Source organism: Chitinophagaceae bacterium, from assembly GCA_016699815.1.
Classification (GTDB): Bacteria; Bacteroidota; Bacteroidia; order Chitinophagales; family Chitinophagaceae; genus Ferruginibacter.
This window is the reverse complement of the sequence record CP065012.1, coordinates 1,446,032-1,468,613: the sequence shown is the minus strand read 5'-3', so window position 1 is coordinate 1,468,613 and position 22,582 is coordinate 1,446,032. Positions and strand designations below refer to the sequence as shown.

23 protein-coding genes and 1 pseudogene are annotated in these 22,582 nt (G+C 37.4%); 11 read left to right on the top strand and 13 right to left on the bottom strand.

The annotated features are described in order from the left end of the window. The first annotated feature begins 41 nt into the window (after window positions 1–41). On the top strand, window positions 42–1,034 hold the full coding sequence (locus IPO46_06500; protein ID QQS64222.1) for an aspartate-semialdehyde dehydrogenase: 993 nt from the start codon (window positions 42–44) through the stop codon (window positions 1,032–1,034). Between the two features lie 395 nt (window positions 1,035–1,429). Here the strand turns inward: IPO46_06500 and IPO46_06495 are convergent, their stop codons facing one another. Beyond that, window positions 1,430–1,600 (bottom strand): hypothetical protein, encoded by a 171-nt coding sequence (locus IPO46_06495; protein ID QQS64221.1) that lies wholly within the window; start codon window positions 1,598–1,600, stop codon window positions 1,430–1,432. Between the two features lie 519 nt (window positions 1,601–2,119). Continuing rightward, entirely contained in the window at window positions 2,120–2,878 is a 759-nt protein-coding gene (locus IPO46_06490) for a hypothetical protein (GenBank protein ID QQS64220.1), read from the bottom strand. Window positions 2,879–3,043: 165 nt separating this feature from the next. On the opposite strand from IPO46_06490, the gene IPO46_06485 reads away from it, so the two are divergent. Beyond that, window positions 3,044–3,349, top strand: coding sequence for a hypothetical protein (locus tag IPO46_06485; GenBank protein ID QQS64219.1), 306 nt, complete (start codon window positions 3,044–3,046; stop codon window positions 3,347–3,349). A gap of 105 nt (window positions 3,350–3,454) precedes the next feature. On the opposite strand, the gene IPO46_06480 is transcribed toward IPO46_06485, so the two are convergent. Continuing rightward, complete coding sequence (locus IPO46_06480) at window positions 3,455–3,916, bottom strand: hypothetical protein (protein ID QQS64218.1); 462 nt, start codon at window positions 3,914–3,916, stop codon at window positions 3,455–3,457. Between the two features lie 341 nt (window positions 3,917–4,257). Further along, window positions 4,258–4,971, bottom strand: a complete 714-nt coding sequence (locus IPO46_06475) for a hypothetical protein (GenBank protein QQS64432.1) — start codon at window positions 4,969–4,971, stop codon at window positions 4,258–4,260. Window positions 4,972–5,136: 165 nt separating this feature from the next. Here IPO46_06475 and IPO46_06470 point away from each other — a divergent pair, with 165 nt between their 5' ends. Continuing rightward, on the top strand, window positions 5,137–5,442 hold the full coding sequence (locus IPO46_06470) for a hypothetical protein (GenBank protein ID QQS64217.1): 306 nt from the start codon (window positions 5,137–5,139) through the stop codon (window positions 5,440–5,442). A 105-nt stretch (window positions 5,443–5,547) separates the two neighbouring features. On the opposite strand, the gene IPO46_06465 is transcribed toward IPO46_06470, so the two are convergent. From IPO46_06465 to IPO46_06435, 7 genes are all read right to left on the bottom strand, one after another. After that, on the bottom strand, window positions 5,548–6,009 hold the full coding sequence (locus IPO46_06465) for a hypothetical protein (GenBank protein QQS64216.1): 462 nt from the start codon (window positions 6,007–6,009) through the stop codon (window positions 5,548–5,550). Between the two features lie 626 nt (window positions 6,010–6,635). After that, window positions 6,636–7,475, bottom strand: a complete 840-nt coding sequence (locus tag IPO46_06460; GenBank protein ID QQS64215.1) for a hypothetical protein — start codon at window positions 7,473–7,475, stop codon at window positions 6,636–6,638. Window positions 7,476–7,750: 275 nt separating this feature from the next. Beyond that, on the bottom strand, window positions 7,751–8,206 hold the full coding sequence (locus IPO46_06455; GenBank protein QQS64214.1) for a hypothetical protein: 456 nt from the start codon (window positions 8,204–8,206) through the stop codon (window positions 7,751–7,753). A gap of 711 nt (window positions 8,207–8,917) precedes the next feature. Then, the gene (locus IPO46_06450; GenBank protein ID QQS64213.1) at window positions 8,918–9,676 is read right to left on the bottom strand and encodes a hypothetical protein; all 759 of its coding nucleotides are present in this window, start codon (window positions 9,674–9,676) and stop codon (window positions 8,918–8,920) included. Between the two features lie 391 nt (window positions 9,677–10,067). Then, the gene (locus IPO46_06445; protein ID QQS64212.1) at window positions 10,068–10,406 is read right to left on the bottom strand and encodes a hypothetical protein; all 339 of its coding nucleotides are present in this window, start codon (window positions 10,404–10,406) and stop codon (window positions 10,068–10,070) included. Window positions 10,407–10,572: 166 nt separating this feature from the next. Further along, on the bottom strand, window positions 10,573–11,118 hold the full coding sequence (locus tag IPO46_06440) for a redoxin family protein (protein ID QQS64211.1): 546 nt from the start codon (window positions 11,116–11,118) through the stop codon (window positions 10,573–10,575). A 90-nt stretch (window positions 11,119–11,208) separates the two neighbouring features. Further along, window positions 11,209–11,733 (bottom strand): hypothetical protein, encoded by a 525-nt coding sequence (locus tag IPO46_06435; protein ID QQS64210.1) that lies wholly within the window; start codon window positions 11,731–11,733, stop codon window positions 11,209–11,211. Window positions 11,734–12,092: 359 nt separating this feature from the next. Here IPO46_06435 and IPO46_06430 point away from each other — a divergent pair, with 359 nt between their 5' ends. The 5 genes and pseudogenes from IPO46_06430 to IPO46_06410 all read left to right on the top strand — a co-directional run bounded on the left by IPO46_06430 (window position 12,093) and on the right by IPO46_06410 (window position 15,902). Continuing rightward, window positions 12,093–12,446, top strand: coding sequence for a helix-turn-helix transcriptional regulator (locus tag IPO46_06430; protein QQS64209.1), 354 nt, complete (start codon window positions 12,093–12,095; stop codon window positions 12,444–12,446). Window positions 12,447–12,677: 231 nt separating this feature from the next. Beyond that, window positions 12,678–14,173, top strand: a pseudogene (locus tag IPO46_06425) (cysteine--tRNA ligase). A 45-nt stretch (window positions 14,174–14,218) separates the two neighbouring features. Then, window positions 14,219–14,632 carry a DUF2007 domain-containing protein gene (locus IPO46_06420; GenBank protein QQS64208.1) on the top strand — a complete coding sequence of 138 codons (414 nt, stop codon included), beginning with the start codon at window positions 14,219–14,221 and terminating at the stop codon, window positions 14,630–14,632. Between the two features lie 47 nt (window positions 14,633–14,679). Next, the gene (kdsB, locus tag IPO46_06415; protein ID QQS64207.1) at window positions 14,680–15,414 is read left to right on the top strand and encodes a 3-deoxy-manno-octulosonate cytidylyltransferase; all 735 of its coding nucleotides are present in this window, start codon (window positions 14,680–14,682) and stop codon (window positions 15,412–15,414) included. Window positions 15,415–15,452: 38 nt separating this feature from the next. Continuing rightward, the gene (locus IPO46_06410) at window positions 15,453–15,902 is read left to right on the top strand and encodes a DUF1569 domain-containing protein (GenBank protein ID QQS64206.1); all 450 of its coding nucleotides are present in this window, start codon (window positions 15,453–15,455) and stop codon (window positions 15,900–15,902) included. On the opposite strand, the gene uvrB is transcribed toward IPO46_06410, so the two are convergent. Together uvrB and IPO46_06400 are read right to left on the bottom strand one after the other, a co-directional pair. Then, complete coding sequence (gene uvrB / locus IPO46_06405; GenBank protein QQS64205.1) at window positions 15,899–17,941, bottom strand: excinuclease ABC subunit UvrB; 2,043 nt, start codon at window positions 17,939–17,941, stop codon at window positions 15,899–15,901. The genes IPO46_06410 and uvrB overlap by 4 nt on opposite strands. Before the next feature lie 17 nt (window positions 17,942–17,958). After that, a complete protein-coding gene (locus IPO46_06400; GenBank protein ID QQS64204.1) occupies window positions 17,959–19,116 on the bottom strand; it encodes a hypothetical protein in 1,158 nt (385 codons plus the stop codon). A 435-nt stretch (window positions 19,117–19,551) separates the two neighbouring features. Between IPO46_06400 and IPO46_06395 the strand changes: the two genes are divergently transcribed. The 3 genes from IPO46_06395 to IPO46_06385 all read left to right on the top strand — a co-directional run bounded on the left by IPO46_06395 (window position 19,552) and on the right by IPO46_06385 (window position 22,544). After that, entirely contained in the window at window positions 19,552–19,896 is a 345-nt protein-coding gene (locus IPO46_06395) for a PadR family transcriptional regulator (protein QQS64203.1), read from the top strand. A gap of 79 nt (window positions 19,897–19,975) precedes the next feature. Continuing rightward, window positions 19,976–22,180 carry a PspC domain-containing protein gene (locus IPO46_06390; GenBank protein QQS64202.1) on the top strand — a complete coding sequence of 735 codons (2,205 nt, stop codon included), beginning with the start codon at window positions 19,976–19,978 and terminating at the stop codon, window positions 22,178–22,180. A 127-nt stretch (window positions 22,181–22,307) separates the two neighbouring features. Then, the gene (locus IPO46_06385) at window positions 22,308–22,544 is read left to right on the top strand and encodes a hypothetical protein (protein ID QQS64201.1); all 237 of its coding nucleotides are present in this window, start codon (window positions 22,308–22,310) and stop codon (window positions 22,542–22,544) included. Window positions 22,545–22,582: the final 38 nt, after the last annotated feature.

Below are 22,582 nucleotides of genomic sequence, written 5' to 3'. Positions count from 1 at the left end.
AAGCAATGTTAGTATCTTAATTTTGCCCCAAATTAAGTAAAATGAAAGTTGCGGTAGTTGGCGCCACGGGCCTGGTAGGTTCAAAAATGTTGCAGATTTTAGCCGAGAGGAATTTCCCGGTTTCGGAACTTATTCCCGTGGCTTCTGAAAAATCTGTGGGAAAGCTTATTGTGTTTAATGGCAAGAATTGTAAAGTGGTAAGCATGGCAGATGCAATTGCTTTAAAGCCAAACGTTGCTTTGTTTTCTGCAGGTGGAAGTACATCGCTTGAATGGGCTCCAAAATTTGCCGAAGCAGGAATTACCGTTATAGACAACAGCAGCGCATGGCGCATGGATGCCACAAAAAAATTAGTGATACCCGAAGTAAATGCAGCAGCGCTTGAACCTACAGATAAAATTATTGCCAACCCCAATTGCAGTACCATACAAATGCTGCTGGTGCTAAACCCGCTGCATAAAAGGTATACCATAAAACGAGTGGTGGTAAGCACATATCAAAGCGTTACCGGCACCGGCGTAAAAGCAGTGGAGCAAATGATGAATGAGCGCAAGGGCATTACCGATGGCCCCATGGCTTATCATTACCCTATTGACCAAAACGCCATACCGCATATAGATGCATTTTTGGAAAACGGCTATACCAAGGAAGAAATGAAAATGGTGAACGAAACCAAAAAAATTATGGGTGACAACAGCATTGCCGTAACTGCAACCTGCGTACGCATACCTACACTGGGTGGCCACAGCGAAAGCGTGAATATTGAATTTGAAAAAGATTTTGATTTGCAGGAGTTAAAAAATTTGCTGGCTGCTTCACCGGGCTTAGTGGTTAAAGACGATGTGGCCAATGCCATTTACCCAATGCCGCTTACCGCAAATGAAAAAGACGATACTTTTGTAGGCCGCCTCCGGCGGGACGAAACCCGGCCCAATACGCTCAACTGCTGGATAGTGAGCGACAACCTGCGCAAGGGCGCCGCCACCAATGCGGTGCAGATAGCAGAGTATTTATTGGAAAAAAGGTTTATTTAGAAAAGAAACTCTTTACAGCTATTGGCCTCACAGCTTTGCCTGAAGGCAGCACACAAGACCAGCGGTGGCGTGAATTTTTGAATTCACTGGATACTGTTTAATCCCTTTATAAAAATCGGATCAATTTGTTATTAATTTTATATATACCGTATAAATGTAGTAGCTCATGCAAACTATACCGGCAAGATAAAAAGTTACTTTTTCAAACTTAGATGAATATTTCAGCTTTTTCAGTAAGCCAAAGGTTAAAATTTCGGGGTAAAATAACCAAATAATATTCAGCAAAGTTTTGAAAATGCCGAAACAACATAAAAGAGCCACAAGTATTCTAATCAGATTCATAAGTTTAGTATTATTATTAAATCAATAAAATTGAGAACGCAAACAATGCTAAACTACCACCATCCCATACAATCTCCAAATTCATACACTGCCCAAGCCGCTGCAAAAGCACTAAAATAAACGCCAAAGATTGTTTTAACAACGCCAAGAGCCGTTGCCATTGTTGCTCCCTGTATTGTAGATGCGAGTGTACCTATTCCCGTTACTGCACCAACGGCAGCCATTAGGCAAGAAAAGGCATCACCAGAACCTCTAAATATTACAAAGCCATTGACTGCTGATGGTGTTTTCCACTTACGCTTTTGGCAGCGTACAAGACAAGCGACGTTGTTAAAGAAAACCGACGAAAATCAGGATTTAATTTACGACAACTCCAAATTTACATTTTTCGTTCAACATACAACTTCATTGTTGGTACTGTAAACCTAACGAAGACTTGGTTGTTGACAGAAGCAAGTTTTTAAAATAGGTAGCTAAAATATATTAACTACCTATTTATTTCACATTGCTAGTTGTCATAATGTTTTTCCTTGAGTACTTTATGGAAAAAGTAACCTGTGGGAATGCCGGCTAATACAGGTGTTATTATTGTCAGGAGAGAATAGTCTTTGAAAACCAAAATATCTAATAGAATGCCTACAAGCACACCAATTGATATTGTGTATATCAAACTAACAAGTAGTGACTTTGCCATTGCCTTTTGAAAATGCTTTAAATCCATATTGTTGGGTTTATCTATTGAATTACCAGAGCCAGTCAGTTATATGATCAATTCCGAAACCTATGCAAACTCCTGTAATACAAGAACTAAAACCACCATATACTAAAGCGCCAGCTATTGAGCTAGCTACAGGCGGCGGTACACCTATTCCTGAAATTGCTCCACTAATTGCACCAGATGCATCGGCTTGTAATACTTTCTTCTCTGTGGGGCTAAGCTTGGTTTGATGTTTTGGTGAGCAAGGCATAGCAGAAAAATAATTATTCCACTCATCCATGTGCTTATCCCAATATTGGCTAGAATACTTTGCAACAACAATAGCAGAACCTACAATAATGGCATCATTATCGCTTTTTAGATTAGAAAGTGCATCATTCTGAAGGTTAGTGCAAAAGTTTGCAAAGCCAGCAAAATTTTTATCGTTCAATAATTCAATTTGATCTGCTAATTTTTTTAAATAACTATTAGCTTCCGCAGACAATTCTTTTTTGGGGTAAAGAGGCTGTTCGTCCCATTTATTAGCTGCATAGAAGTCAACGAAATCCCCTTCCCAATTTGCATATTTTGTAGCAAAAAATTCCCTTGCCCATTGATTCCAGATTTTATAACTCTTTTTATCACAAAGTGATAAATTATTATCCCTTGTCTTTGTAAACATAAAAGTCAAAAATTCATTATGGTTTTGTCCAAGTTGCTCAAGTTGTTTGTTTAAATTATCCCTTTGAGCAAAAGCACTTATGAATAGCCCCAATGTAAGGATAGTAAAAATAATCTTTTTCATAAACTTTTCCAAGAACCGCCGCTCCTTTGTGCGGGTGTTTAGTGGCTCCTGCTTTTTTAATTGTTAATAATACAATCTCTGCGGCCGCATTGAATTGATAAATCATAATTGCAGTCATCCACCCGAATTACACATTCAATTTGTGAATACGGTATTCTTTTTTGGGTGAATAAAATATTCGCAACTTTTTTGATTTTTAACTATATACAATTCAGCCGCTATGAGGCCAATAAAAAAAGCATAACTCCCGATGATGATTTTGTAACCCGTGTAGCAAATGAATTTGATGTAACGCCGGAATGGCTTACAACATACGGCGACCGAAATGTGTATTTTGAAAACGGAAGTATTGCAACCGGCGCCACCGGCATTGGCCAGGTAGAAAACTATTACAGCGTTCCTAAAGATTTTATGGATGCTTTTTTAAAGCAACAAAAAATGCTGGAGAAAATGTTTTTGAAATATATATAATTGTATTCTCTGCAAATATGCAGGGCGTAAAATGTGTGTGGCGTATCTGTGCCTAACATTAAGCAATGTGGCATTTATGCGCCAGTGAGAGTGAATAAAATATCTTTATTCCGTTATTTCCCTTATCATATTTTCGCAAGCCTCAAGCTTAAACTCACCCTCGTTTAAAAGTGTTTTGCCTAAATCACTATCTGCTTCTATTTTGTATTTATAAATTCCTGCTCTTAACTCATACCAGCATTCCTGCTTTTGCGCAATAACCTTCATGGTAAAAGGAAGGTTATCATATACATCTCCATTGCGCCTGTAAATACTTATGGCCAACACTTTGCTGCTGCTGTTTTTATAGCACAAATCGCTGCGCTGTTTTATGGCGCAACTATCGGCTGATGTGGCAGTATGAGAAGCTGCGGTAAGGTTTTGAGGGCTTGTATTTTGCCTGGGCGTTTTAATTACTTTTATTAATTCCAAAAGTGTTTTGCTGCCTTCTATGATTTTCTCGGTAGAAGATTGTGCCTTTGTGTAGAATGATGTAATTAAAAAAATTATAGATAAAATATGTTTCATTGTTACAATTTAATTTTTATGCCCTTTAGGCAAATGAATAAGTGTATAAAAATTAAAGGAATTTAAAAGGGCTTTCTAACATATTAGGGAATGAAAGAAAGCCCTTTCTAAAAGACACCGGCTTAAATTTTTAGGAAGATTTTTTTGTAATATTCAAAATCAGGCTTCTCAAAAGCACAACAAACATTAAAAGGCCAACCCCACTCAAAATGCCACGAATAAGATTTTGTTGTTGAATGGATAAAATCAATTGCCAAGATGACAATATAATAAACCCAATTATTAAAATAAAACCTATAAAGCCTCTCTGTTTCATAAAGCAAACGTACACTTTTATTTAATTAAAAACAAGAAGCAGCAGCGCCACTCATTGCACCTCCATAAAAACCTACGACAGTACCACTTACAGTTCCTATAACTGGCAAAGTTACTGTGCCGACAGCCGCACCCGCAAGTCCTCCCAATACAGCACCACCAATGGTTCCGAATGCGCATTTAACACCTTGCCAAAAACCTGTAGGACTGTAATATCCACTCGCCACTAGAGTTTGAGCAAAGTTGTAATGCACCATGGTTGTGGTTATATAGAGAGCTAAAAACTGCTTTTCTTCTGCCCTGATTGTTTTAGAACTTTTGAGAGTTGTAGAAACAGTGGTCATATAAGAATCCAAACCACTTAAGTCCTCGTTGTTATTTACATAAGAGTTAATACTAGCAAGAACTTTATTCCCTTCTGAAGAAAGGGCATTAGAACTTAGTGAGAGCGGTTGATGTCCTTTACTTAGAATGCCATTAAGAAAGTTCACAAAGTTGTCTTTAAAATCAGGGACATTTTTTAATGTATTGTTTTTATCGGCTTTAGCTACCAAAGTATTTACATCATTATACTTACCAGAGTTTATTAAAGTCCTGCCAGTTTCAACAGAATTGTTGTAAATATCTACATAAATTGCTGCATAGCCCCCACCTAACGCCCTTATGGAATTCGGAATAGTTTGTGCATAAGAATTTAATAACACAAAAGAAACGAGTAATCCTAAAATAATCTTTTTCATAAACTTTTCCAAGAGCCGCCGCTCCTTTGTGCGGGTGTTTAGTGGCTCCTGCTTTTTTAATTGTTAATAATACAATCTCTGCGGCCGCATTGGATTGATAAATCAAAATTGTAGTTATCCACCCGAATTACACATTCAATTTGTGAATACGGTATTCTTTTTTGGGTGAATAAAATATTCGCAACTTTTTTGATTTTTAACTATATACAATTCAGCCGCTATGAGGCCAATAAAAAAAGCATAACTCCCGATGATGATTTTGTAACCCGTGTAGCAAATGAATTTGATGTAACGCCGGAATGGCTTACAACATACGGCGACCGAAATGTGTATTTTGAAAACGGAAGTATTGCCACCGGCGCCACCGGCATTGGCCAGGTAGAAAACTATTACAGCGTTCCTAAAGATTTTATGGATGCTTTTTTAAAGCAACAAAAAATGCCGGAGAAAATGTTTTTGAAATATATATAATTGTATTCTCTGCAAATATGCAGGGCGTTAAATGTGTGTGGCGTATCTGTGCCTAACATTAAGCAATGTGGCATTTATGCGCCAGTGAGAGTGAATAAAATATCTTTATTCCGTTATTTCCCTTATCATGTTTTCACAAGCCTCAAGCTTAAACTCACCCTCACTTAAAAGTGTTTTACCTAAACCTTCATCTGCCTCTATTTTGTATTTGTAAATTCCTGCTCTTAACTCATACCAGCATTCCTGCTTTTGCGCAATAACCTTCATGGTAAAAGGAAGGTTATCATATACATCTCCATTGCGCCTGTAAATACTTATGGCCAACACTTTGCTGCTGCTGTTTTTATAGCACAAATCGCTGCGCTGTTTTATGGCGCAACTATCGGCTGATGTGGCAGTATGAGAAGCTGCGGTAAGGTTTTGAGGGCTTGTATTTTGCCTGGGCGTTTTAAAAACCTTTATTAGCTCTACAAGAGTTTTACCGCCTTCAACAATTTTTTCGGTGGCTGTTTGTGCTTTTGTGTAGAATGATAAGCACATAAAGAGAATGAATACTATATTTTTCATTGCTAAAAATTTATTTTAATAATTGAAATAGTTGTTTTAGAAAAGTAATTGGCAAGGTTTTATAAAAAGCCAACCGGGATGAACCCAATTGGCTTTTTATACAGGGTAAAAATAATTTGAGGTGCTTAACTCTATTGATTATAAAACAGTATATATAATATCCCTAACGATGTAAGGCTTGAAAAATAATAGCTTTGATAAGTAGATTTACATCAATCTTAAAACCGCCGATACTTTCAGTATTTTCTAATCCACGAAGCAATAGATAAATAAACGTACTGGAAAAATATGAGAGTAATTAACAGAAAAACAATTTTTTTCTTTATCGTTGAAAACTTTTTCTTCTATTGCCAAACTGTTTTTATCTATTATAAAAGAGTCATAGACTGCTGTTGGCCTCACTGCTTTGCTTAATGGCAGTACACAAAACCAGCAAAAGAACGAAAATACTTAGTTAGCGTTTCCTAATGAGCTTAATTGCCCCAGTAATTAAGATTGCAACGCAAAAAAGAACATTAATTTTTGCCTCCCAACGAGTGTAGCCTGGATTCAACCGCCATAGAAATATTAAGAAAGCTACAGCAAAAACCATGTTTCCAATTACTTTTTTCTGCATAATAAGGGGTTTATTGAGCATAGTAAAACGGGCTTTCGGATGCTATTATAAACGCCCCTATCAAACTTTCTTTTTCTATTTCATTTAATCGGCTTTCAGCAACAATATTAATAGAATAATTAATTAAATTTTCCATATCCGTCGGCGATGAGCAAACTTTATACTTATTAAAAAAAGCACTTAAAATTTCTTTTCCGTCAATTGTCATTAATTGTTTACTCATTAATTCATTCGCAAAATAGTTAAAGTCAAAGTTTCTTTGAGCATAAGAAAGGCCGAGATTTTTTACAAAAGTAAATGTTTCTTGCATTTTTTCATGCTCAATTACACGAATTTGGCTTTCGTCCAATAATGGACGATAATATGATTCTAATGGCAAACTATTAAAGAAGTTATTATGAATTACAGTGTTATGGTCTCTTCCCACAGGCCCCAAAAAACGATATTTTTCGGGTAGTGTTATCGTTAGTGAACCATAATGTATCTGGTTTGCCCCACGCCAATTTAACCCTTGATAAGCTAAATTAGAAGAGCCGGCAGCCGCAATTGTACCTGCAACTCCAGCAACAACAGCAACACCTGTACCACCAGTTGCTAATCCAACCGCCCCTGCAACAGCTACACTACCTTGCACGCCTCCGTAAAACCCACCAGCGTCAGCAACGACAACAGAGGCAACGTTTAATACAGTTTGCCACCATTTCCTCTCTGTTGTTCCTAATGTGCTCCCATTTCTACTTACATCAAAATTTTGAAGACCGGATACTATCTCTTGCTTACTTCCCTGTGCAAATGAATTGCTCCACACAAGACTAAAAATAATTGTTAATCCTAAAATAATCTTTTTCATAAACTTTTCCAAGAGCCGCCGCTCCTTTGTGCGGGTGTTTAGTGGCTCCTGCTTTTTTAATTGTTAATAATACAATCTCTGCGGCCGCATTGGATTGATAAATCAAAATTGTAGTTATCCACCCGAATTACACATTCAATTTGTGAATACGGTATTCTTTTTTGGGTGAATAATTATCCGGATAGTTTCTTGTCTTCACCAATCTATAATACCCCCTCCTCTTTTTTGGCAATAAGGAATTTTCTACTCCTTACAATATTTAGTCAGCCATTTTTTTACTCCGAAATTTCCCTTACCATGTTTTCACAGGCCTCAAGTTTAAATTCGCCTTCGCTTAAAATGGTTTTACCTGTTGTGGCATCCTGCTCTATTTTGTATTTATAAATGCCCGCTCTTAACTCGTACCAGCACTCCTGCTTTTGCGCAAGTACCTTCATGGTAAAAGGTAGGGTATCATATACATCGCCGTTGCGCTTATAAATACTTATGGTAAGCACTTTGCTACTGTTGTTTTTATAACACAGGTCGCTACGCTGTTTTAGGACACAACTATCGGCGGCATTATTATTTGCCGGGGTAAAATTTTGTGCAGTTAAGTTTTGCCTGGGCGTTTTAATTACTTTAATAAGTTCTACAAGGGTTTTGCTGCCTTCTACTATTTTATCTGCAGACGATTGGGATTTTGCGTAAAAAGAAAAGAACAAAAAAAGCAGGAATAATATATTTTTCATAGCTAAAAAAATACTTTAATAATTGAAATTGTTTTATAAAAGGGCAAAGCAAAATTTTAAAAAAATCCAACGAGTATGAACCCAGTTGGATTTTTATGAAGGATAAAGAAATATTTAGGAGGCCTGGTTCTTTAGGTTTCCATCTGGTACTTATGTGCCGCCTGGCTTATGCGATAATGGATATCTGTGCCTTCTTTTCTTCTATTGCCAACTGCTTTTATCTTCTATAAAAGAGTCATAGACTGCTGTTGGTCTTTCACTATTACTAAGCTGCACACTAAACCAAGAACGACATGAAAGAGAACCTATGAAAACCCGGATTTTTTTCATGTCATCTTCAATTTTAAAAATTTCATTCAACATGCGATTTCATTTTTGGTCCTGCACAACCAACGAATACTAAGTTGTTGGCAGAAGTAAGTTTTTAAAATTAGAAGCTAAAACATTTTAACTACTTATTTATTTCACAGTGCTAGTTATCATTATATTTATTTTTAAGTACCTTATGGATAAAATAACCAGTTGGAATACCAGCTATTACAGGAGTTATTAAAGTCATAGAGGAAAAATCTATGAAAACAAAAATATCTAATAGTATGAAAACAAGTACACCAATTGAAATTGTGAATATCAAAGAAACAAGTAGTGACTTTGCCATAGCCTTTTGAAAATGCTTTATATTCATATAATTGATTTACAATATCTTTTGATTTACCAGAGCCAGTCAGTAATATGATCAATTCCGAAGCCTATGCAAACTCCGGTAATACAGGAGCTAAATCCACCAGAGACTAAAGCGCCAGCAATTGAACCAGCAATAGGAGGTGGTACACCAATTCCCGAAATTGCTCCACTAATTGCACCAGATGCATCAGATTGTAATATTTTCTTCTCTGTGGGACTAAGCTTCGTTTGATACTTTGGTGAGCAAAGCATAACAGAATAATAGCTAACCCATTCATCCATATGGCTATCCCAATATTGGCTAGAATATTTTGCAATTACAATTGCGGCCCCTACAACAATCGCATCATTATCGCTTTTTAGTTTAGAAAGTGCTTCATTCTGAAGGTTAGAGCAAAAAATTACAAATCCAGCAATATTTTTATCGTTCAATAATTCAATTTGATCTGCTAATTTTTTTAAATAATCGTTAGCTTCTGCAGACAATTCTTTTTTAGGATAAAGTGGCTGTTCGTCCCATTTATTAGCAGCATAGAATTCTACAAAATCCCCATCCCATTTAGCATTTTTTGTAGCAAAAAATTCCTTTGCCCATTGATTCCAGATTTTATAACTCTTTTTATCACAAAGTGACAATTTAGTATCCTTTGTCTTTGTAAAAATGAAAGTCAAAAATTCATTATGGTTTTGACCAAGTTGCTCAAGCTGTTCATTTAAATTATCTCTTTGAGCAAAAGTACTTACGAATAGCCCAAGTGCAAGTAAAGTAAAAATAATCTTTTTCATAATTAATCCCAGGGGCCACCGCTCCTTTCGGCGGGTTTTTACTGGCTCATGCTTTTTTAACTTTTAATATATCACCCCTGCGGCCGCAATGGATGGATAGCGCAAAAATGAGTTTATCCACCCGAATTACACATTCAATTTGTGCATACGGTATTCTTTTTTGAGTGAATAATTATCCGGATAGTTTCTTGTCTTCACCAATCTATAATACCACCTCCACTTTTTTGGCAATAAGGAATTTTCTACTCCTTACAATATTTAGTCAGCCATTTTTTTACTCCGAAATTTCCCTTACCATGTTTTCACAGGCCTCAAGTTTAAACTCGCCTTCGCTTAAAATGGTTTTACCTGTTGTGGCATCCTGCTCTATTTTGTATTTATAAATGCCCGCTCATAACTCGTACCAGCACTCCTGCTTTTGCGCAAGTACCTTCATGGTAAAAGGTAGGGTATCATATACATCGCCGTTGCGCTTATAAATACTTATGGTAAGCACTTTGCTACTGTTGTTTTTATAACACAGGTCGCTACGCTGTTTTAGGACACAACTATCGGCGGCATTATTATTTGCCGGGGTAAAATTTTGTGCAGTTAAGTTTTGCCTGGGCGTTTTAATTACTTTAATAAGTTCTACAAGGGTTTTGCTGCCTTCTACTATTTGCTGGCCTGGTGATTGGCAAAATGATATTGTAGGAAAGGTTAACATACAGAGTATGAAAAACAGTTTCATTGATTAAAATTTTAATGAAAGAGAAAAGAAAAATTTGAGAAAAACACAAAGAGCCATTTAAAGTTTAGATACCTATATTTATATTGGATTAAAAAAGATTAATGAAATCAATTCATAAAGCATACAATATTTTTCTATAAGTTTCTTAGAAATGAAGGGCTTAAAGCTATAAGTTTTCTGAAATAACTTTTCTTAATTCAGCAGTATCAACCTGACCGGGAAAAAACTTAATAATTACTCCATTTTTTAATAAATAAGTATTGGGTACAGATTTTATGGCAATATAAGCATCGGATTTTTTGCCTTCCAGTGTATTGAGTATGGCATTTCTATATTGGCTGTTTTCCAGAGTAATATCTTTAAATGCAAATTTTTGAGTTTGTAAAAATTTTATTAATTGAGCAGAATCGTCGTCAATTGATAAAGACAGAAATTCAATGGGTTTGTTACTAAACTGCAATTTTAATGCATTTAAAGAGGGCATTTCTTCTATACAAGGAACGCACCATGTTGCCCATATATTAATACACAATAGCTTGTTTTGAGCATAATAATTTTTATAAAACAGGGAACCCTCCAGGCTGCTTTTTTGATTATATGAAAAATCTTTCTGATGGCCAATTCTTAAATTGCCTATTTGAAACCCAAACCTGGATAAAAAGATAATTACAAGTATTAAAAACGCTAAGCCATAAAGTAGTTTCTTTTTCATGCTTAATAAATTTAATAAAACCGCAGGTTTCTTTGCAAAATTAATTTACTAACATTAGTAAACCTGCGGTTTTATTATTAAAAATAAAAATTAATTTACTTTTTGAAACTGTAAATATATGGTGCCATCACTATTCACTTTGTATATTCCTTTTTTTAGGGTAAAGTTAATATTATCTTGAGACACAAGCGTGTCTTCATTTACTTCAAAATCTGCAGTACCGCTTGACTTAATTCTATTCATTTCCTCCAAAGAGAAATTGGGGTTTAATGCTATAGCTCCGACGGCGCCTTTAAGCAGTACAGGAGAAGGAATGATTATACAAAAATTTATTGTGTAACTATAGGTATTGCCAAATAATGAACCGTTAACTACTCTTTTTATACAAATTTTTATGGATGGTCTTTCTATAGGTAAAAATTCAATTGAATTATTATCAACTTCATAATCTCCTTTTGGCAAAAAAAGTGCAGTTTTTGTTTGGTCATCATATGAGCCTGCTAATAAAACATCCTCCGTAACATTTATTTTATGATCTTTAATTGGGACTCCGTTATTAAAAGTTGCAACCAACATATTTGCTTTTGACGGATCTGAGTTTTTATTTACATTCACAGTAACATAATTACAAGTTGTTTCGCTCCAAATTTCAAGTGAAAATGGCCCAATTCCACAACAAGATACGGTTACACATACTTTAAATGTTTAATCGTTTGCTGTTTGGCTCAATGCAGTTTTGTTAATTGTAGTAAGAAGAAAAGGAACCAGTATTGATATTATTACTTTTTTCATATTCTGTTTTTTATTAATGAAAATTATTTTTTATTTCACCCCTGCGGCCGCAATGGATGGATAGCGCAAAAATGAGTTTATCCACCCGAATTACACATTCAATTTGTGCATACGGTATTCTTTTTTGAGTGAATAAAATATTCGCTATTTTAGCTTTTTATATTATACTCAATCAATCCGCTATGAGCTTTGGTATCAAACTAAAAATGCTTCGCACACAGTACAAATTAGATCAGGATCAAATGGCAAAACGCCTTAGCGTTTCGCAGCCGGTATACAGCCGCTATGAGGCCAATAAAAAAAGGATAACACCCAGTGATGATTTTGTAAACCGGGTAGCCTGCGAATTTGATGTAACGCCGGATTGGCTTACGGCAGATGCCGACCAAAATGTGTTTTTTGAAACCGGAAGTATTGCTACAGGCGCAACCGGTATAGGCCAGGTTGAAAATTATTACAGTGTGCCTAAAGATTTTATGGATGCATTTTTAAAGCAACAAAAAATGCCGGAGAAAATGTTTACGAAATATATTTAACCGGCTACGCCCAGGTTCTTGTTTTCACGAACTTATGGTTTCGCCGCATCTTTTTTTCACCGCCGCCGGTGAATTTTTTTTCTTTCTTCTTTTCCTTTTGTTGCCGTTTAATAACTTTGTAATAATTGCCGTTTATTTGCAGCGCAATAAAGCCGGCCATAGGTATGCGGTACAAGTGAGTGACACAACAATGGCGGGCATGGCGCTAATGCAGGCAAACAAAAATAAAATATGAGTTTACAAATTTATAATTCTTACAGCAGGCAAAAAGAAGTGTTTACACCCATTACACCCGGGCATGTGGGCATGTATGTATGCGGCCCTACCGTAAGCGGCGAAAGCCATCTGGGCCATGCAAGGCCGTATATTACTTTTGATGTGCTGTATCGCTGGCTTACCCAAAAAGGGTATAAAGTACGCTATGTACGCAATATTACTGATGCGGGCCATTTTGAAGAACTGGGCCGTGATGCCGAAGATAAAGTAAGCAAAAAGCCCTGCTGGAAAAACTGGAACCCATGGAGCTGGTGCAAAAATATACCAACCTGTACCACTGGGCTATGTTGCAATTTAATTGCATTGAACCTACCATTGAACCTACGGCTACCGGCCATATTATTGAGCAAATAAGCATGATAAAAAAAATTATTGATGCCGGTTATGCTTATGAAATAAATGGGTCGGTATATTTTGATGTAAAAAAATATGCGGCAAAATTTCCTTATGGCAAGTTGAGCGGCCGGGTAATTGACGAGCTTTTGGAAACTACCAGAGAACTGGAAGGCCAGGAGGAAAAAAAGGATAAAGCTGATTTTGCTTTGTGGAAAAGTGCAGCGCCGGAGCATATTATGCGCTGGGCAAGCCCATGGGGCGAAGGTTACCCGGGCTGGCATATAGAGTGCTCGGCAATGGCTACAAAATATTTGGGCAGCAGATTTGATATACATGGCGGCGGTATGGATTTGCTTTTTCCGCACCACGAAAGTGAAATTGCCCAAAGCACTATTTGCAACCATGAAGCGCCAGTAAACTACTGGATGCACAATAACATGATAACTATTGAAGGCCGAAAAATGGGCAAGAGTTACAATAATGTTATTCAGCTCACCGAACTTTTTAGCGGAAACCACCACCTGCTATCGCAGGCTTTTCACCCAATGACGGTAAGGTTTTTTATTTTGCAAAGCCATTACCGCAGCACTTTGGATTTTAGTAACAATGCACTTGCAGCAAGTGAAAAAGCCTTAAAGCGCCTTTGGGAAGCTTATGATGCGCTTAAAGCTTTGGAGGTTGCTCAAACCGGTTCGGAAAATAATACCAGCAGTAATACCAATAATAAAATACTGAACCTGCTGGGGCAAATGGAAGGATTTATGGATGATGATTTTAGCACGGCAAAAGTAATTGCCAATTTTTTTGAGCTTGCGCCTATTATAAATTCACTAAAAAGCGGCAGCATAAGCATGGCGGAAATAAGCGCCACAACTTTGCAGGAAATGCAGGAAAAGTTTAAGTTTTATTTGGAAGATGTACTGGGTTTAAAAGCGGTTACTGCATCAAACGTAGAAATTTTTAACGGTGTAATGCAACTGCTGATGGATATAAGGAAAGGCGCAAAAGCCACAAAAGATTTTGTTACCTCCGATAGCATTCGCAATAAACTGGCAACGCTGGGCATTGAAATAAAAGATGAAAAAAATGGCGAAATAAGCTGGGTGATAAGCTAAAAAGCTCCATTTGACAAAACCCTTTTTTTTAAATATCTTTAGTACATGCAAACCGTAGTGTTAAAGACATTCGACGATTATTTTTCTGCAAATATTTTGCTTACCCGTTTGCAGCACGAAGGTATTCCCTGTTATTTATTTGATGAGCATACCGTAACGGTAAACCCGATATTTGGCGCAGTAATTGGCGGCATTAAACTGGTAGTAAGCAAAGGATATGAAGAAGCTGCGAAGCGCCTCATTAACCGGTTTGAAGAAGAGTATCAACAACAGGTGCTGTGCCCCAAATGTTTCCAGCATAAGTTTAACCTGGTTGCCAGGCAATCGCCGGAAAATATTTTTACGGCAATACTTACCTGGCTTTTTGGCAACTATGCCGTGGCTCAAAAAATTTACAAATGCCAAAACTGCGGTTACGAAACCGAAACACTTCCTTCTAAAGAATCTGTTTACAATTAGCTTGAATTGAAGCATAAATTTTTTTGAATAATTTTTTGCCAACAAAGATGAAAATAATTGCCATGATACCGGCACGATACGCTGCAACAAGGTTTCCGTTTAAATTAATGAAACAGCTGGGCACTAAAACTGTAATAAGGCACACCTATGACAATACAGTGGCCACGGGCTTGTTTGCGGAGGTATATGTAGTAACCGACAGCGAATTGATTTTTAATGAAATTGTAAAAAACGGCGGCAAAGCCATCATGAGCGTACAGCAACACGAAAGCGGCAGCGACAGGATTGCCGAAGCCGTAGAAAATATTGACGCAGATGTGGTATTGAACGTACAGGGCGACGAACCATTTGTAAAAAAAGAACCGGTAAATAATTTACTAAAAGTATTTGAAGATAAACAGGTGCAGGTAGCTTCAGTAATGAAAAAAATTACCAACCAAAGTTTACTGCACAACCCCAACTATGTAAAAGTGGTAACCGATAAAAATAAAAATGCCCTTTACTTTAGCCGCAGCCCAATACCCTATTTGAGGGACGAGAAATTAGCTGCTGATTATTATGAACACATTGGCGTATATGCCTTTCAAAAAAAAGCACTAATGCGCTTTGCCAAATGGCCTGCCAGCAAACTGGAGCAGTATGAAAAGCTGGAGCAACTGCGCTATTTAGAAAATGGCGTTGCTATAAGAATGGTAGAAACCAGCGAAGAAACTGTAAAAATAGATGTGCCGGAAGACCTGGCTGCGGCTGAAAAATATTTGCTAAATTTTAAAAATTTCTGACAGTTTAAGACTAATGTTTTAGAAGCAGTATTTTTTATATGGAAAATCTTTATCAAAAACAAACCTACGATTCGGTAATTGACCGGCTCAATAAACTCACGCCTTCATCACAAAGGTTGTGGGGCAAAATGGAGGTAGCACAAATGCTTGCTCACTGCAAAGAGGCTTTTAAAGTACCCTTGTCTAAAAAATCAATGAAACGCAGCCCCATGTTTTATCTTTTTGGATGGATGGTAAAATCGAAATTGTATAATGATGAACAATGGAAACAAGGATTGCCTACAGCGCCTAACTTCATCATAAAAGACCAGTGCAATTTTGAAGAAGAAAATGCCGGACTGCAGAAAATGATAATTGAATTTTATACACTTGGCCCACAGGGCAGCGGCTTATATCCTCATCCTTTTTTTGGAAAATTTTCATCTGAGCAATGGGGTAAAGCTATGTACAAACATTTAGACCATCATTTAAGGCAGTTTGGGGTTTAGTTTATTTTCATTTCCTCAAGCTTTTTTTGCAGGTGAAACATTTCATCCCTCAATCTTGCTGCTTCCATAAAGTCAAGGTCACGGGCAGCTTTTTCCATTGCTTTTTTGGTTTGGTTTATTGCCTTCTCCATTTTTGGAATAGTATTGTATTCTTCCTGCTCCTGTGCTGCAATGGTTACCTGGTCTTCATCTGGTTGCAATGCATAAGGGCGGCTTGGGTCGTAACCTTTTACATCGAGTACACTGCCCTGAGCCATTATTTGTTCTTTGGACTTGGAAACGGTTTGTGGCGTAATGTTGTGTTTAATATTATAGGCAATTTGTTTTTCACGCCTGCGGTTGGTTTCGTCAATTGTTTTTTGCATGCTTTGGGTAATGGAATCGGCATAAAAAATTACCAGGCCGTTTACATTGCGTGCGGCACGGCCTGCGGTTTGTGTAAGGCTCCTTTCATTTCTTAAAAAGCCTTCTTTATCAGCATCTAAAATAGCTACAAGAGAAACTTCCGGAAGATCCAATCCTTCTCTCAATAAGTTTACACCTACCAATACATCAATTATGCCCAGGCGGAGCTCACGTAAAATTTCCACTCTTTCTAAAGTATCTACTTCGCTGTGTATGTATTTGCTTTTTATATTGATGCGGTGAAGGTATTTATCCATTTCTTCGGCCATTCGTTTGGTAAGTGTGGTAACCAGCACACGGTCGCCTTTTTTAATGCGGTTGTCAATTTCATCCAGCAGGTCATCTACCTGGTTTATAGAAGGGCGAATTTCTATTGGCGGGTCCAGCAAGCCCGTTGGCCGCACCACTTGCTCTACAACAACACCGCCGGTTTTTTCCAGTTCATATTCCCCGGGTGTGGCCGATACAAATACAATTTGGTTGCTAAGGTTATCAAACTCATTAAAATTTTGCGGCCGGTTGTCTAATGCCGAGGGCAATCTAAAACCATATTCCACTAAAGTGAGTTTACGGCTTCTGTCTCCACTGTACATGCCACTTATTTGCGGTATAGTTTGGTGGCTTTCATCAATAATGGTGAGGTAATCTTTTGGAAAATAATCCAGCAGGCAAAAAGGCCTTGCACCGGGTTGCCGCCTGTCAAAAAATCGGCTGTAGTTTTCAATGCCATTGCAATAACCCAGTTCACGAATCATTTCCAGGTCGTAATTTACCCTTTCGCCAATACGCTGTGCTTCAATATATTTTCCAATACTTTTAAAATAGGTTTCCTGTGCAGCAAGTTCATCTTGTATTTCATGAATTACTTTGGTGAGCATATCTTTTGGCGCCAGGTATAAATTTGCAGGAAAAATGGCAGCATTTTCTACCGAAGAAATTCGTTTTCCTGTACTTAACTCTATTGTATCTATGCTTTCAATTTCGTCTCCAAAAAAACCAATGCGGTAACCAAAATCCACATAAGGCAAATTAACATCTACGGTATCTCCTTTTACCCTAAAGGAACCCCTTTCAAAATCGCCCTGGCTGCGATGGTACAAAGAATTTACCAGTGCATGTAAAAAACCCTGCCGGGAAATTACCTGGCCTTTTTTTATGCGTATGATCCCATTTTCATATTCCGTTGGGTTGCCCATACCATAAATACAACTTACGCTTGCCACAACAATAATATCCCTGCGGCCACTAAGTAATTGTGCGGTTGCCTGCAGCCGTAGTTTATCGAGCTCTTCATTAATGCTCAGGTCTTTTTCAATATATACATTGCTGGTAGGTATGTATGCTTCGGGTTGGTAATAATCGTAATAACTTACAAAATAGCCAACGGCATTATCAGGAAAAAACTGCCTGAACTCACCATAAAGTTGAGCAACCAGGGTTTTATTATGTGTAATTACCAGCGTAGGCTTTTGTACGTTGGCAATTACACTGGCCATAGTAAAAGTTTTTCCACTTCCGGTAACACCCAGCAGGGTTTGGTAAGTTTCTTCGTTTAAGATAGCTTCTGTAAGTTGTGCAATAGCCCCAGGCTGGTCGCCTGCAGGCTTATATGGAGCATTTAGTAAAAAGGGCATTCCCTAAGTTAGCAATTTTACCAATAAGCTGCTGTTCTAATTTCGCCAAGTACAGCAGGATATATTTTACGGTAGAGCTGGTCTAAAATATATTCTTTTTTGGGGTCGTTAAATTGCCGGCGATTAATAATTTCCCAATCTTTTGGTCCAAGCGCCCTGCTATCGCCGGTATAAGTACCCATTTCTTCATACCATTCATAAGTTTCATTAATAGTTCTGTAGCGTATCTTGTTGCCTGTGGCAATATCGGTAACTGCTACTTCCATGGTTGCCTTTGCAGTAAAGTTGCGGTAAGTAATATTTAAAGTGGCAAAAACAGTTTTAAATACCGGTTGGTTTAAAGAGTCTCTGCTTACTTCTACATAACGACTTATATTATAGGAACGGTAATTTGTATTGGGATAAGGCACATGCATTTTTCTTAAAGTAAGGTTTACTTCCCAATCGGGCATTAGCTGGTTTCTCCTTATTTCCCAATCGCCATAAAATTTAGCCGGGTAATTATTGCTGTATGATGTGTTGGATAAATCCCTGATGAGTTTTTGCTGAAAATATTCGTTGCTGTAATTATAATAGCTGCTTCCCCATCCACTCCTGTTAAAAAAAGAATTATCCCTTATTGGATTAATTACGGCAATAACGGTTGCATTTTCAAATGCTTCTTTCATTTTTTCTTTGGCATCTTTATATCCTGGCGTTATTTTATCTGCCTTTTCAAAATAATTATAGGCTTTTTTTAGTTCACCCCTGTTTTTGTTTTTCAGCAGAGTAATGGCAGCATTATAGTAGTGCAGGCTTGCGCTGTCTTTGGCTTCAAAAAGTTCTGCAGAAAAATTTTGTGGGTTTACCAGTGTAAAAGCTGCGGTTGAATTTATTATTCTATTATATGCCTTTTGTAATTGTTCGTATTCGCCAATAATATTATCCCATTGCGAAAAATTTTTGCCAGCGCCGGCCCGGGCTACATTTATATTGGCTAAATGGCTGGCCAAAATATCTTTATATAAAATGGGTATTGCCGATAACGCATCATCATTACCCGGATTTTTCTCCAGTTTTTTTATGGCTTCCTGTAAAGATTTGTCGGGGTTGCTTCTTTCCAAAAAACTTTTATTACTTCGGCATGAAGCAGCAGCAAGTATTACCAAAGCAGCAAAAGAAAAAAAATGTTTCATAAATAATTAAGCGCTGTTATTATCAGACAATGGGCAGCCTTTAGTGTAAAAGATACTATTTGGCAAATATCAATAATTTAACAAACGGAGAGCATAAAGGTTTTTTGTTATCCTCCGTTCATCTATTTATTTTACCATTTATCCTAAATATTAATTAAATAGGCAAAAAAAGCACTTTGTAATATACTAATTATAACTAAGTTAAGAAAAAATTAACTATAATACAACAAGCTACCTTAAAAAAGATAGTATTATGTTTTGCATAGTACCAAATAAAACTCTACTTTTGTGTTGTGATTGAAAGAAGGGAAAAAACTGAAGCTTCAGCAACTCCTAAAACCAATTACAAAGTATAGCCATGATAAAATTATTTTTTAAAACATTCCAATCAATTACTGCTGCAGCAGTAAATAGTTGAAAGAAAAATGTAAGACCATGAACATTGACAACACAGCGAGCCAGATGCGAAAAGGGGTTTTGGAGTTTTGCATTTTGTCTATAATAAAACAAGGAGAAGCTTACCCTTCGGATATTATCGGCAAGATGAAAGAAGCCAACCTCAATATTTTTGAAGGGACGCTTTACCCGCTACTTACCCGGTTAAAAAATGCAGAGTTGCTCACATACCGGTGGGAAGAAAGTACCAGCGGCCCACCAAGAAAATATTTTTCGCTTACGGAAAAAGGCGCAACATTTTACGGAGAGCTTGAAGCAACCTGGAACGAGTTGGCCAATGCCGTAGAAACACTCACCAAACAAAGTACAGAACCATCAACTTAAAATAAAGTATAGCCATGATTTTTTTAGTTGATGCACGCAAACAACTTCAACCGAAACAACAAAAACAAATTTTTTAAAAATGAAACAAGTAATCAATATCAACTTCCAGGGGCGAGTAGTTCCCATAGAGGTTTCAGCTTTTGATATACTAAAAATTTATACCGAAAGCCTCAACAGGCACTTTGCCAATGAACAGGGTAAAGAAGAAATTATTAACGACATTGAAAGCCGTATTGGGGAACTTTTTCAGGAAAAGTTAAAATACGGGGCTACCTGCATTACCGAAGAAGATGTAAACAGCATTATTAAAAACATGGGCCGCCCCGAAGATTTTGATGCCGCAGGAGACGACAGCCATACCGCAGGCAACAGCCAAAGCAGCCATACAAATGACCATTCAACTTTTGGCAGCACCCTTCATTCCAAAAAACTTTTCAGGGACGAAAACGATAAGGTTTTAGGTGGCGTGTGCAGCGGCCTGGGCAATTACTTTGGTATAGACTCCATAATTGTACGTATCATTTTTGTGATATTGCTTTTTTCCGTCATAGGATTTCTTGCCTATATTATTTTATGGGCTGTAGTACCCAGCTCTGCCGTAAACGAAATTGGCGCTTACCGCAAAAAATTATACCGGGACACCGATAATAAATTAATAGCCGGTGTATGCAGTGGGCTGGCAAAATACTTTGGCGTGCCGGTATGGATACCCAGGGTTTTATTTTTAATACCGTTTTTAAGCCTTGCATTTAAATGGGGCCATTGGGGCGGCTTTAGTTTCCCCGATTTTTTAAGCTTTAGCTTCAGCCCAGGTTCCTTCCTGGTATATATCATTCTTTGGCTGGTATTGCCCGAAGCAACAACTACCTCTGAAAAGCTGGAAATGAAAGGCGAAAAAGTAGATATGAATTCTATTAAAAATTCGGTAATGGAAGAAATGAAAGGCGTAAGGGAAAGAGCTGAAAAACTCAGCAAAGAAGCTGCCGGTATTGCCCGTGATAAATCAAAAACAATGGGTGCCGAATTTGGCAATGCGGTAAAGCGCAACAGAAACCCAATTGGTAATATTATTGCCGGCATTTTCAAAGTAATATTTTATATCATTTTTGGCAGTATCGCCATTGGCCTTGTGTTTGCATTATTTGGTCTGGCTATTGCCGCCATAGGTGTATTTCCCATAAAGGATTTTATTTTTAGCGGCGCTTTACAAAACACGCTTGCCTGGGGAACACTCATATTTTTTATAGCAGTACCCATTGTAGGTGTAATCACCTGGATCATACGCAGGTTAACACGTACCAAATCGGGCAATAAAAACCTTGCCTTTGGGTTTTCTATTTTATGGATAGTAGGTTGGGTGTGTTTTATAATGCTCCTGGCAAATGTGAGTAAAGATTTTCGCCGTACCAATAACCCTGTTGAACAATTTATTGCTCTTTCCAATCCGCATGTAAGCAAAATGGATATTACGGCAGACGACCCGGAGAAAACTTACTTTAGAACAAACTGGAGCCGCTTTGATTTATACGAGGCCCTGGACAGCGATACCGTTTTTGTAAGAAACGTAGTGTTCAAAATTGAAAAATCAGAATCCGACAGCTTTAGGGTGAGCATTATGCGCATTGCCCGTGGCCAAAACCGCAGCGCTGCCGATACTGCTGCAAGGGGCATTCAATACAATGTAGTTCAAAAAGATTCTATGCTGCTCATTGACAAAGGCATTGCCATTACCAAGCAAAATAAATTTCGCAACCAATATGTAATTGTAAGAATTTATGTTCCGGTAGGTAAGCAAATTAATATTGACAGGAGCGTAGGCCGCTGGAACGATGCCACAATAGGTTTTTATGATGAAGACGACTGGGATTTTGAAACCAAAAACACCCAGCACAACTGGAATTATAATACCACTTATGTAATGCAGCAGGATGGCCTTTATACCTTAGCCGGCGAAAAAGCCAGCGATTCCAATAATAAAAGCTGGAACGACGACGATGTGTACGACGGTAAAACCAAAGTACATATTGACGAAAACGGGATAAGGATTGAAACAGACAATGGAAAAAACTTCAGCATAGATAAAAAAGGAGTTGAAATTAATACGCTGGATTCCATTCAGCAGGAATTGAAAAAACAAAAGCAAAAAATTGAAGATTCTATAGATGTTTTAAAAGAAAAAAAGAAACAGGAAGCAGATAAACTCAAACAAAAAATTGCGGAAGAAAATACAGGTTCCACTGTAATTAATACTATTTTAATACCGGTTTACAACCCATTAATGTAAATCAAAAGCTGTTTCAATAGTTGAGTTGAAGTTGAAGCAAAAAAGTCTCGCCTCCGGGTGGGGCTTTTTCTGTAAAAACAAAAAATTTTTAACAGTAAACAAATACTAATAATCTTAATTTTGTAGCATGATCAGGATGATATTAACGCTGCTGCTCATTTATATAGTGTACAAATTTGTATTTGAATTTGTAATACCCATATTTAATACTACACGCCAAATGAGCAATAAGGTAAAAGAAATGACGGAAAAAATGCAGGAGCAGGAACGCAAAAGGCAAATGGAAGAGCAAAAAAATACCCACCAGGCCCAATCCGCAAACCCTTCGCCCGAAGACTATATTGAATACGAAGACATAAAGTAGATAATTTTTTTCTGCCCATCGCCTGCAGCTATTTTGTA